The sequence below is a fragment of the Chryseobacterium sp. CBSDS_008 genome (genome assembly GCF_049959325.1).
GTDB lineage: Bacteria > Bacteroidota > Bacteroidia > Flavobacteriales > Weeksellaceae > Chryseobacterium.
The window spans coordinates 2,691,947-2,705,384 of the sequence record NZ_CP188202.1 but is presented as its reverse complement, the minus strand read 5'-3'; the positions used below and the strand labels follow the sequence as shown (position 1 = coordinate 2,705,384).

At 37.9% G+C, this 13,438-nt stretch carries 9 protein-coding genes; 6 read left to right on the top strand and 3 right to left on the bottom strand.

Going from position 1 to position 13,438, the window contains the following annotated elements; all coding sequences use genetic code 11:
- Positions 1-53 precede the first annotated feature (53 nt).
- From ACP3T3_RS12170 to ACP3T3_RS12145, 6 genes are all read left to right on the top strand, one after another.
- On the top strand, positions 54-1,592 hold the full coding sequence (locus ACP3T3_RS12170) for a TlpA family protein disulfide reductase (protein WP_426476128.1): 1,539 nt from the start codon (positions 54-56) through the stop codon (positions 1,590-1,592).
- A gap of 108 nt (positions 1,593-1,700) precedes the next feature.
- Entirely contained in the window at positions 1,701-3,113 is a 1,413-nt protein-coding gene (gene rlmD, locus ACP3T3_RS12165; RefSeq protein ID WP_426476127.1) for a 23S rRNA (uracil(1939)-C(5))-methyltransferase RlmD, read from the top strand.
- A gap of 31 nt (positions 3,114-3,144) precedes the next feature.
- Positions 3,145-3,621: a DUF6452 family protein gene (locus ACP3T3_RS12160; protein WP_426476126.1), complete on the top strand. Its 477-nt coding sequence runs from the start codon at positions 3,145-3,147 to the stop codon at positions 3,619-3,621.
- On the top strand, positions 3,587-4,252 hold the full coding sequence (locus tag ACP3T3_RS12155; protein WP_426476125.1) for a DUF6048 family protein: 666 nt from the start codon (positions 3,587-3,589) through the stop codon (positions 4,250-4,252). The genes ACP3T3_RS12160 and ACP3T3_RS12155 overlap by 35 nt, the downstream gene beginning before the upstream one ends.
- Positions 4,253-4,548: 296 nt before the next feature.
- A complete protein-coding gene (locus ACP3T3_RS12150; RefSeq protein WP_426476124.1) occupies positions 4,549-6,564 on the top strand; it encodes a M43 family zinc metalloprotease in 2,016 nt (671 codons plus the stop codon).
- A gap of 167 nt (positions 6,565-6,731) precedes the next feature.
- On the top strand, positions 6,732-11,162 hold the full coding sequence (locus ACP3T3_RS12145) for a GEVED domain-containing protein (RefSeq protein WP_426476123.1): 4,431 nt from the start codon (positions 6,732-6,734) through the stop codon (positions 11,160-11,162).
- 136 nt (positions 11,163-11,298) lie between these two features.
- Here the strand turns inward: ACP3T3_RS12145 and coaE are convergent, their stop codons facing one another.
- Genes coaE through ACP3T3_RS12130 form a run of 3 tightly spaced genes read right to left on the bottom strand, consistent with a single transcriptional unit; the run spans position 11,299 to position 13,429 of the window.
- Positions 11,299-11,928, bottom strand: coding sequence for a dephospho-CoA kinase (gene coaE, locus ACP3T3_RS12140; protein ID WP_426476122.1), 630 nt, complete (start codon positions 11,926-11,928; stop codon positions 11,299-11,301).
- A gap of 9 nt (positions 11,929-11,937) precedes the next feature.
- A complete protein-coding gene (locus tag ACP3T3_RS12135) occupies positions 11,938-12,804 on the bottom strand; it encodes an MBL fold metallo-hydrolase (RefSeq protein WP_426476121.1) in 867 nt (288 codons plus the stop codon).
- A gap of 13 nt (positions 12,805-12,817) precedes the next feature.
- Entirely contained in the window at positions 12,818-13,429 is a 612-nt protein-coding gene (locus ACP3T3_RS12130) for an FMN-binding negative transcriptional regulator (RefSeq protein ID WP_426476120.1), read from the bottom strand.
- Positions 13,430-13,438 lie beyond the last annotated feature (9 nt).

Below are 13,438 nucleotides of genomic sequence, written 5' to 3'. Positions count from 1 at the left end.
TGTGAATTAGCAAGCCCTAAAAAGCGTATTTTTGTGTAATATTAAAAATTGAAATGAAAAAATATCTTTTATTGTTTATCATCACATTTTTTGTGATGTCTTGTTCAAAAAAAGTAGAAGTAAAAGGAAAAATTACTGGAAGCTCCCCATTGGAAAGAATTGAATTTGTAGAAGCTTCAGGAGTAGGAACTCTGCCTTTGATTAATATAGGTCTGGATAAAGACGGAAACTTTTCAGGAAGCTTCGAAGCACCGAAAGACGGAATGTATGTAATCAACTATGCAGGCAGACAAAACCTGATCTATCTTGAAGGTGGACAAAAAGTAAATATCTCAGGAAACGGGGCTACTTTCCCAAATGAATATATAATTACCGGAGATGCTAAAAAGAACAACGATTTCCTTACAGCAAGCATGAAGTTCCTCGCAGACTATGGTAGCAAAGTTAACTTGGCAGGATTAATGGGTGGAGACGAAGCTGCATTTTTGAAAGGAATGCACAAAGTAGAAGCTGACATTAATAAAAATGTAGACGATCTAGCAAAGAAAAATAATCCAAGCAAAGGACTTCTTGAGTGGAAGAAAAACGATATTAAAGTTACCATACTTAATTTGCTTGCCAACTATGAAATGTCTCACGGACCAATGTCCGGTAATCCATCTTACAAAGCTTCTAAGGCTTTCAAAGATTATGAGACTCAGCTGGAAACTGATAAAGAAGCTATGGTGAAGAGTATTCCTCTTTACAGACAGTATCTTCTTGTGAAAATGACTCCTGATTTCCAGAAATATGCGGAAGCCAACAGCAAAGGAAAAACAGGAATTACAACTTCTGAAATGTTTGCCCAGTATTTAAAAACAAAAAAGGATTTATCTCAAACGGCAAAAGACTACCTTTTGGCATTTGTAATGGCTCAAGCCGATATTCACCCAACAACTACGCCAGCAAATATCGATAAGATTAAAAAGATCATCGACTCAGATATTAAAGATGCTACTATTAAAAGTGATCTTTTAAAAATGCAGGTAGCCATTACAGGACTTAAAATAGGAGAAGCAGCCCCTGAAGCAGCTTTGGCAAAACAAGACGGAAAAGCTTATAAGCTTTCTGAAAACAAAGGAAAACCATATATGCTGTTCTTCTATGCTTCATGGAATCCTTATATCAGCGAAGCTACAGTACCTGTATTAAAAGAAGTGGTCAACTTCTATAAATCCAAAATGAATTTTGTCTTTGTAAACGTTGATGATACAAAAGACCAATTCATTAAAACAAGTAACTCTTTATTAAAAGGAATTCAGGGAGTAAATGTTTACGGTGAAGGAGGTTTGAACTCAGACATCGCTAAGAAATATGGTGTGTACGGATTTAAATTACCTTGCTTTGTAATTATTGATAAAGACGGTAAGATCGCCAGCAGATCATTTGTAAACTTGGGTGAGCAGGAATTGGTAACTATTCTTGACAAGCAGACTGGTCTTAACGCACCAAAGGTAGATCCAAATATGCAGATGCAGCCACAGCTTGACCCTTCTGCAGCTCAGCAGCAAGCTCCACAGCCAGCAAATCCACAGCCGGCTCCAACAAAATAATAAACTTTAACACAGTATAGAAACCTTATCTTCGGATAAGGTTTTTTTTATTGTATTTTTGCAAACTGAAACGTAAAAGTTTCAATTAGGAAAATAGAAAATTTTAGAATGAGTAAGAAGAAAAAAAGAGATCTGACTCTTGAAAATATAAAATTGTTGACTGCCGGAGCAAAAGGGGTGGCAATTGGAAGAACAGATGAAGGTAAAACAGTAATGGTTTCAGGTGCAATTCCAGGTGATATTGTTAATGTAAGGGTGAAAAAAGCGAAGTCAAAATATTATGAAGGCGAAGCTATAGAAATTATTGAAAAATCACCTTACAGAGTTGATCCCAAATGTATTCATTTTGGTACCTGCGGCGGATGCAAATGGCAGAATATGAGCTATGAAAAGCAGCTTGATTTTAAACAGGAAGAAGTATATAATAATATTAAAAGAATCGGTGGAATTGATAACTTTGAAACAGTTTCAATCCTCGGATCTGAAGAACAGTATTTTTATAGAAATAAAATGGAATTTTCTTTTTCCAATGCAAGATGGCTTACCCAATATGAAATCAGTTCTGAAGAGAATTTCGGAAGCAAAGATGCCCTGGGTTTCCATATCCCTGGAATGTGGAGTAAGATTCTTGATCTGAAAGAATGTTTCCTTCAGGAAGATCCTTCCAATGCCATACGATTGGCTGTAAAAGAGTATGGGGTAAATAATGGCCTGGACTTCTTTGATGTGAGGAATCAGGAAGGGTTTTTAAGAACCTTGATGATGAGACAAAACTCAAAAGGAGAATGGATGGTTCTCTTCCAGCTCTACAGGGAAGAAAAAGAAAACAGGGAAAAGCTTTTTGAATTCCTGTTGGAGAAATTCCCACAAATTAAAACATTGGTATATGCTATTAATTCTAAACAGAATGACTCTATATATGATCTAAATATCAATGTGTATTTTGGGGAAGGATATCTTATGGAAGAAATGGATGGGCTGAAATTTAAGATAGGACCGAAATCATTCTTCCAGACCAACTACAAACAGGCTTTGGAATTATACAGAAAAACCCTTGAGTTTGCAGATCTGAAAGGCGATGAAGTGGTATATGACCTGTATACAGGAACAGGTACCATTGCTCAGTATGTGGCAAGAAATGCAAGACAGGTAATCGGAATAGAATCAGTACAGGAAGCCATCGATGCGGCTATAGAACATGCTGCATTGAACGGTCTTACCAACTGTACCTTCTATTGCGGGGATATGAAGGATATTTTCAATGATGAATTTATGGCAAGCCATCCGAAGGCAGATGTTTTGATTACGGATCCACCAAGAGATGGAATGCACCAAAAGGTTGTAGAGCAGATTTTAAAACTTTCACCGGAAAAAGTAGTTTATGTAAGCTGTAATTCCGCAACTCAGGCAAGAGACCTTGCTTTGATGAAAGATCACTATACATTGGTGAAGATCCTGCCGGTAGATATGTTCCCGCAGACACACCATGTTGAGAACATTGCATTGCTGATTAAAAAATAAATTTATTTAAATTTGAATTTCAAATCTTAATATGAAGTACTTTAAATTTCTCATTGCGGTCTGCTTTTTAGGGTTGCTGTTTTCCTGTGGAGGAGATGATGATATCTGTGAAAGTGGCGAAGGAACTCCCAGAATGAAGGTGGGTTTCAGATCGCTGGCGACTGGAAAAGACACAACAATAGATACATTATATGTATCAGTAGATTATGGAGCAGGAAAAGTAGATCTGGGGAAACTTGCGAACATTGATTCCAGGTTAATTCCTTTACGTGTAGACAACTCGCCTTATACAGATGTTTATTTTAAAACCAGATATAAAGGTCCGGAGTCTCATATAAAAATCAGCTATAGTACGAAGTCTACCTATGTATCTCCGGGATGCGGAATCAAAAAATCTTATGAGAATTTAAGTTCAGAATTAATAACTCCGGATCCTGTTCAGAAACTGGAAGCCGGACAAAATCAAATAGAGAATGAAGACAAGACTAATCTTTACCTTCTTTTTTAGTTTATTTACTATTATAAGCTGGGCGCAGGACAAAAAAGAGGAAATTGAGACGAAGGTTCACGAAAAATATAAACCCAATTTCATGGTTGGTCTTGATGTATTGAATACCGGTGCCGGATTTTTTTCGGATAGAAAACTGTATCAGGGATTTATTTCTTCAAAAATAAGAGGAAATGTACATGCGATTGCAGAAGCTGGTTTTGAAAAAAATATATACCAGAAGAATGGTTATGATGCTAAAGCAAGCGGTCCTTTCGTTAAATTAGGAGCCTTCTATATGCTGGCAAAGGATACAGAAAATGAATTCAACGGATTTTATGCCGGTGGAAAAGTTGCCGGATCATTTTATAATCAGGAATATATGGCCGTTCCCGTTCGTGGATTTGGAGGAAGTAACTCCTCTGAAGCCTTTCCTTCCTCATCACAGTCTTCTTTTTGGCTCGAAGGAACCATTGGAGGCAGGGTGCAGTTATTCAACTCAAACTTCTATATTGATGTAAATCTTCAGCCGAGATATATGGTATACACTTCTAAGCAGGATGATATTTCACCAATGATCGTTCCGGGATTCGGGAAAAGTTCTTCAAAATTTAATATGGGATTTGCATGGAATATTGCATATAAATTCTAAATAAAGATAATTTGGATAAATAATAGCCCTGGTAAAATTTTATCAGGGCTATTATTTTATTATTGTTCTATCTTTATTTTTGTTTTAATCATTGTTTATATATGTTAGTATTTTTACATAAATATATTCTTTTTGTTATAAAGGATTGTGGATGTAAATAAGTGTTTTAAATTGAATATTCGTGTAAATTACGGTTTGATATTTGTATTTTAACATGACTTGCTGATTATTTTTTTAAAATATATTATAGATTTTATTAAAAACTAATATATTTGTAAAGTTTATAAAAATTAAAGATGCAAAAATCTACTACTTCAAAATCTCTCTTTTTATTACCTTTATTATGTGCCAGTTTAATGAGTGCACAAAATACTGGCTGGACAAGACAGAAGAAAGAATCTGTTACTAAATCTCCACAGGAACTTGCAAAATTTAATGGTTTCGATAGATGTGGTACCACAGAATATGAAGACTTCTTAAGAAGACATTTTCCGGGAAGACTTACTACGGAGCAGTTTGAAGATTGGTTAAGACCATTAATTCAAAAAGCTAAGAATGAAAAATCACAGAATGGAGGTATTGTTACGATTCCTGTAGTTGTTCACGTTATTCATGGTGGGCAAGCAGTAGGTACAGCTCCAAATATTGTAGATGAACAGGTAATATCTCAGATTACAGTAATGAATCAGGATTACCGTAAATTGACAGGAACTCCAGGGTTTAATAATAATGCTGTAGGAGCAGACGTACAAATTCAGTTTGCATTGGCAAAAGTAGACCCAAATGGAAACCCTACCAATGGAATTGATAGAGTAAACTTATGTCAGACTTCTTTTAAAAAAGATGTTATTGATGCCTATGTAAAGCCTGAAACTATTTGGGATCCTACTCAATATATGAATATGTGGAGTGTGCAATTTGCCTCTCCAAATACGGATTTGTTAGGATATGCTCAATTCCCGGATGGTTCTAACCTTCCCGGATTAGATCCGCTTGGTGGATATGGTAAAACAGACGGTGTTGTTGCCAACTTTGCTACATTTGGAACTAGTGATTTGAATACTAACGGTACTTTCATGTTATCTGCTCCTTATGATAAAGGAAGAACAATGACTCACGAGGTAGGACACTTCCTAGGATTAAGACATATCTGGGGTGATGATACTTGTGGTGATGATTATTGTGCAGATACTCCTACGGCTCATGCTGCTAACGGGGGCTGCCCGACTAACATTGCAAGTTGTAATGATCCTTTAGTGATGGAAATGGTTCAAAACTATATGGATTACACGAATGACACATGTATGAATATCTTTACAATTAACCAGAAAGATAGAATTACGGCTGTTATGAACAACTCTCCTAGAAGAGCTTCATTGAAGACTTCTGTTAAGGATATCGCAATTCCTTTGTTTGCAAATGATGCGGAAGTTAAATTAGAAAGAACCTGCTCTGCGGTTACTTGTTCAGGAGCATTGAATGTTCCGGTATCTTTATTCAATAGAGGTACATCTCTTCTTACGTCAGCACAGATCACTTATACAATTAATGGTGTTGCACAAACTCCATATACATGGACGGGTAGCCTTGCTCAGGATAAATCCCAGCTGCTTAGCCTTCCGGTTGCTGCTGGTACATTAGGTGGTCCAATGACGATCAGTATCAGTACTGTAAATGGAGGAGCCGATCAAAGAACTTCCAACAATACAATTACTAATACCTATGTGGGAGCACCAATGCCTGTATCGCAAAATGTGGTATTTAATCTTCAGTTAGATTATTATGGATCTGAAACAAGCTGGACATTAAAAAACAGTGCAGGAACTACTGTATACAGTGGAAGTGGCTATGCGGATGCAACAACAGCTAACCTTCCTGCATTAATTACTCAAAACTGGACATTAAGTGCGGATGACTGCTATACATTTACAATTAATGATGATTATGGAGATGGTATTGCATTAGATGGAGGATATTATAATATCAAAACTACATCAGGAACTGTTCTGTTATCTGGAGGAAGCTTCACAACTTCTCAAAGAAAAGTGATGAAAGCTCTGGTTTTAGGTACAAGCGAAGTTGATAAGAAAGATAATTTTGGAATCTATCCAAACCCTGTAAATGATGTATTAAACATTACTAAAGTTTCTGCTAAAGCTACTTTTGAAATCCACAATGCAGTAGGTCAACTTGTGAAAAAAGGTACAATTGATAATAACAAAGTTAACGTAGGTGAGTTGCTAAAAGGAAATTATATTATTACCGTAAAAGATAATAATATTTCAGAAAACTTTAAATTCATCAAAAAATAGAGATAACCTTTAAATATTAGTAAATCCCCGGCAATCCCCGGGGATTTCTTTATTTAAAGCATAAGTGTTTAATTTGTTGCTTTTTTTCAAAAAAAACCTAAATGAACCTGTAAATTAATAATAAAAAATGATTAGATTTGTCTGATTAATATTATAATGAAAACATTATGAAGAAATTCTTTACCTCTTTAATTCTGTTTCTCTGTTTGATTTGCACAGGCTTTGTCTCCAAAGTCTCGGCACAAGCAGGCCAGATCGGGACAGGAACAGGTACCTCTGTGTATCTCCCCATACGTTCCTATTATGGGTATAGCTATTCCCAGCAGATTTATACCGCTGCGGAAGTCTCGACTGCCATTGGTACGTCGACCTATATCACGGCTATAAAATTTTATGCCAACACCGTTTCATCCTCTCAGGCTGTATATAAGGATTGGGTGGTATATATGGGAAATACAACCCAGAATACCTTTACATCCAATACAAACTGGGTTCCGTTAAGTTCTTTAACTCAGGTGTATGCCGGAGATTTACCTACTTTAACAGATGGAAACTGGGTAACTCTTCAATTGGCTACACCATTTTTATGGAATGGAACAGACAACCTTGTGGTTGCTGTCAATGAAAAAACGCCGGGTTACTCATCTTCTCCAGGTACAGCCTGGGGATCTTACAATGCAGGGGCAAACAGAGGTATGATTTATTATGAAGACTCTGCAAACCCTGACCCTGCTTCACCGCCTACTGCAAAAGACAGGCTTGCCGATATTCCCAGAATACAATTCGAAAGTCATCAGCTTCCAGCTTGTTCAGCAGCACCGCCTACTAATATCACGGTTTCAAACCTGACAACAAATTCAGCTAATGTAGGTTGGTATCTTTCTGCAGGAGCTACTTATGTTGTAAGGTACAGACCTGTATCAGGAGGGCCTTGGATAACAATTAATGTTACGACTCCTTTGGTTGGCAATCAAATCATTACAGGGTTAACTGAACAGACCCAGTATGAAGTGCAGGTAGCTACGGTCTGCGGTGGTACTCAGGGAGCATTCTCTGCCAGCGTAAACTTTACAACTCCGGCACTTAGTTATTGTGCTTCAGCTGCTACAAGTACTTATATTGATGGATATATTAACCAGGTTATTGTGAATGCACAAGGAGCGCCGTCCATGGTTAGTAACTCCGATCAGAGTGGTTATACAGATTACAGTACAGATCCTACAAGAGTAGTTACTTTGGTAAGAGGTGGTACTGCTACCGTTTCTGTTTCAAAAACCTGGCCGAATTATCAATATAGCTTCTTAACAGGAGTTTGGATTGACTTTAACCGTAATGGTATTTTTGAAAGCACCGAAAGAGTACTTACTTCACCAAGTAATACAACTACTCCGGTAACTGCTACATTTACAGTACCAACTGCTGCGGGTGGTGCATATACTGGAAACCTGACTACAAGAATGCGTGTTGTATTAAACGAATACAGCCCTATTAATGCTTGTGGAACATATTCTTATGGGGAAACTGAAGACTACGCGGTAAAACTTATAGATTTATCAGGATGTACTACAGCGCCGCCTTCTGGCATCATGGTGAATAACGTAACTCCTTCTTCAGCTAATGTTACCTGGATATCTACTACAGGAGCTACTTATATTGTAAGATACAGAGTTTCTCCTTCAGGAGCATGGCAGCAGATTGCAGTCAATACACCATTAATCAGTAATCAATTACTTACAGGATTATTGGAGCAGACTGCATATGAAGTACAGGTAGCTACCATTTGTGGAGGTACAACAGGTGCTTTCTCACCAAGTGTGAACTTTACAACACCGTCTCTTACCTATTGTACAGCAGGTCCTACAAGTAATACTGCGACAAGTGGTTATATTAATAATGTCACGGTAACTCCTACGAATACTCCTATTATGTTGAGTAATTCCGGATCAGATAATTATAAAGATTATACACCGGATCCGACAAGAGTAGTGATCTTTGAAAGAGGTTCAGCAAATAATAAAATTTCTGTAAACAAATACTGGCCAGGATCTCCTACATCATATGGAGTTGCAGCGTGGGTAGATTTTAACAGAAACGGAACCTTTGAAACAAGTGAGAGAATTCTGAATAATACCTATAGTACAACCACCCCTGTAACGGCAACTTTTGCAGTGCCTACCGTTGCGAGTGGAAATGTATATACAGGAACTCTTCCTACCCGTATGCGTGTTGTCATGAGATATTTTGATAATGCGAATGCTTGTGGAACATACTCCCAGGGAGAAGTGGAAGATTATGCTGTAAAATTTGTAGATCCTCAAAGCTGTACAACAGCTCCTCCAACAAATATTACAGTAAATAATATTGGTGCAACTACAGCCACCGTATCATGGGTTGCTACTGCAGGTGCTACCTATAACATAAGATGGAGAGTTGCTCCTAGTGGAGTGTGGCAAACCGCTACAGTTCCTGCGGGCCAGAACTACTATGGAATTACAGGTCTTTCTGAGCAGACCAATTATGAAGTTCAGGTTTCTACGACTTGTAATGGTTCTACAGGATCCTATTCAGCGTCAGTAACATTTACAACCCCTCCATTGTCTTACTGCCAGATGACAGGTACAGGAACGAATGACCATATTTCGAATGTAACAGTTACTTCTTCGAACCTTGGAGTTCCTCCAATGAATAATACTTCAGTACAGACAAATTATACCAGTTACACTACTCCTGCGACACTTATTACCTTAGATGTAAATTCTCAGAATAATAAAATTTCTGTAGCAAAGGGATGGACCGGGTCAACAGGAAACGATGCTGTAACAGCATGGATTGATTTTGACAGAAACGGGCTGTTTACAGATGCAGAGAGAATCTTAATTTCTCCAGCCAACACAACAACGCCTGTTACCGCTACATTTGCTGTTCCTTCAGCAGCTTATACAGGAGCACTGACCACTACCATGAGAGTTGTACTGAAACGTACAAGTGCTCCTGTAATGTGTCAGAATGCCGTAGATGGAGAAGTTGAAGATTACAGGGTAAGAATCAGACCTTGCAGCAACGCTACTCCAAATGCACCAACATTTACTACCACGCATACAACAGCTACCGTTACCATTACAGGAGCAGGTGTAACTTATGTAGTGAGATACAGGGTTCAGGGAACAACAGCCTGGACGGAAGTATATGCTTCTACACTATTGGGTAACCTTCCGTTAGTAATTAACAACCTGACACCAGCAACTACGTATGAAGTAGAAGTAGCAGCGATTTGTGGAGATGTTGTGGGAACAGCAACACCAATCAAGACATTCACAACAAGATGTGATCCTACGCCTCCTAATGTGACAGTAAGTAACATTACTCCTACAACAGCATTGATTACATGGGCTCCGCTTGCGGCAAGTTCTACGTATACCATGAGATGGAGAAAAGTAGGTGCTACAACATGGAATATTGTGAGCTTACCGGCATCGCCAGCCAATACTTATGTATTAGGAAGTGCCGCTCCATTAGAACCATATACGACATATGAAGTACAGATCGCGAACCAGTGTAATGGTGAAATAACCCTTAATCCATATTCAAACCCTAAAGTATTTACGACAGAAAGAATCTGCGAGATTCCGCCGCCGGGATTGACGATTACCCAGTTGCTTCCTACATCGGCAGCGATTCAGTGGGATCCGTTCCCGGGAGCTACATATGTTCTCAGATACAGAAAAGTAGGTATTCCAAGCTGGACAGAAGTTCCATCATTAGTTAATAACCTTGTATTGACAGGTCTTACAGAATTAACGAAATATGAAATGCAGGTAGTAAATATCTGTAATGGTACACCAGGGAACTATACGCCTCCTTATTACTTTACCACACCTACAGTAATCTACTGTAAGATGAAATCTGAAAGTTCTGTAGGAGAGCATATCTCTAAAGTTACTGTGAAGCCTACAGGTAAGAAAACGATGGAGAATGAATCCGGCGCTTCTACCTATACGGATTATACCGGGGTGCCTAAAACCTTCATTGAGATGATTCAGGGTTCTACAGACAATGAGATCATTATTGAGAAGAAATGGACCGGTACTACTTACAACGAAGGAATTGCCGTTTGGATTGACTTCAACAGAAACGGAGAGTTTGATATCAACGAAAGAGTATTTACCTCTTCACCTAATTCAAACAGTCCTGTATCAGGTAAGTTCAATGTACCGACTGATGCGTTTGTAAGCATGACAGACTACAAGTATGTAGTGATGAGAGTAGCAATGTCCAGAGATGGTATTCCTGTAAACTGTACAGACTTCAAGAATGGAGAAGTGGAGGATTACACGGTAAGAATCTCTAAACCGGTTGTTGCTAACCCGATTGATCAGACAAGTGTTATGATTTATCCTAACCCTGTAAGCTCCGTATTATTTGTGAAAAATGTTAGCAAGAGAGCTAAATACAAAATCTACAATGCTGCAGGTCAGGTAATCGCTGACGGAATCTTGTTAAACAACCAGATTAACGTAAGCAGACTGATTAATGGTGTTTATGTGATTGATATCGATGATAACGGTAATACTGTTCAGAAGAAATTTATCAAAGAATAAGTACGTTACATTTTATATAGAATAAGCCTCCAGGAATGGAGGCTTATTTTTTGATAAATATCTCAGTGGAAATTGCCCTTCAGAAATAGTTTTTTTCAGAAAAAAACTCGTTAGAAAAGCTTCTAACGAGTTTTATTTATTCAATACTGAAGATCACCTTTTCGGTCTGTTCTTTTAAACCCTCCAGATTGGTATTGTTGTAGATGATATAATCTGCCATTTTAATTTTATCCCTTTCAGGCATTTGCTTTTCCATGACAGCCTCTACCTCGCGGTAGGTTTTGTTGTCTCTATCCATTACTCTTTTAGTCCTGATATTATCTTCAGCAGTTACCAAAAGAGATTTGTAGCATTGTCTGTTAAGCTTTAGTTCAAACAACAGAGCTGTTTCTTTGAAAACTAAATATTTACTTTGTTGCTTTACCCAATTTTCAAAATCAATCTTTACAGCAGGATGTATGATTTCATTTAATTGCTGAAGCAGATCTTTATTGCTGAAAACTTGGTCTGCAACAAACTTTCTGTCATATAATCCGTTTTTACCATACGATTCTTCACCAAGAAGTTCCTTGATTTTTATTTTCAGATCTTCGTTTTCATTAACGATGGCCTTAGCCCTTTCATCTGAATAATAAACAGGAAAACCGAATTCCTCTATAAAACGGGCTACCGTAGTTTTTCCAGAACCTATTCCCCCTGTTAAACCTATGATCTTGGGTGCCGGTTCCGGCTCTGTCTGCTGTGTTTCTGAATGTAACTCTTCCATGATTTAAAATTAATATCCAAAAACATCGTTAAAGCTGAACGTCTCATCAAGTCTTACCCCTTTATCGGTCATTTTAAGACTTGCAAGCTCATTGTGAGCATCATGTTCAAAGAACAATAAATATTCGTTATCTACACACTGCTTAAGGAATTTTCCTTTCTCTTCCAGTGTTAAAAGAGGTCTCGTATCATATCCCATTACATACACCTGGTTGATGTGCCCTGCCGTAGGAATAAGGTCAGCTGCAAAAACAACTGTTTTTTCCTGGTATTGAATTACCGGGAGCATCTGTTTTTCCGTGTGTCCGTCTACAAAGATGACATCCATTTTCAAATCCGGTGCAAAACCATAGTTTCCGGTAGTGGGAAGTGGTAAAAAATTCAGCTGTCCGCTTTCCTGCATCGGTATAATGTTCTCTTTCAGGAAACTCGCTTTTTCTCTTGCATTAGGCTCAGTTGCCCACTGCCAGTGATTTTCATTTGTCCAGAAGTTGGCGTTTTTAAAGGCAGGTCTGTATCCCGTCCTGTCGTCATTCCATTCTATAGCACCACCACAGTGGTCGAAGTGAAGATGCGTAAGGAATACATCTGTAATATCCTCCTTTATAAAGCCATATTTTTTAAGATTTTTATCAAGAGTATCATCTCCCCAAAGAGCATAATGCCCAAAAAATTTATCATCCTGTTTGTTACCAAGGCCGCAGTCTACCAGGATCAGTTTTTTTCCATCTTCAATAAGCAGGGAACGGGTTCCCAGCTCGATCAGGTTTTTTTCGTCTGCCGGATTCGTTTTTTCCCACAGACTCTTTGGGACGACTCCGAACATAGCACCGCCGTCCAGTTTAAATTTTCCACATTGTATTGGATATAACTTCATATGTATATTTTGATTATTTCTTTATTAATTTCATTTTCGCCGCAATTTTTCTTGCGTTATCATCAGACTGTTCAAGCTGGTTAATAATATTGTCAAAATCAGCTTCTTTTCTGTTCTGAGAAAGTTTTTGCTTGATGAATATTTCGGTTGGAATTATTTTAATCCCAAAAGCTCCCTTCATTTCCTTTTCCACAAACTCTCTTCCCATATCCTTTACCATCATCGGGCATTGCTGGAGTTTTTCATATTTGGATGTTAATTTATCCAAATGGGCATACAGTTCATCATGGTCCATTAATTCAACTTTTCCGTAGATCTGCACTGCTTCATAATTCCAGGTGGAAACATTAATATGGTCATACCAGCTGCTGGATATATATGTGTGAGCTCCTAAAAAATCACAAAGGACTTCATCGCCGTTTTTTAAGACTTTCGCCTGCGGATTAGCTCTCGAAATATGAGTTTCAATATAAGCATTTTCCGGGTCATCTTCATTCAGCATCATCATAGAATGAGTGGCTCTTATCTTATCAGCGGAAGAGATCAGTAAAGCAAAAGAATTTTCTTTGATGATCTTTCTCATCACATCAAAATCTTCACTTCTGTATAATTTAGGTATAAACATAAACTAATA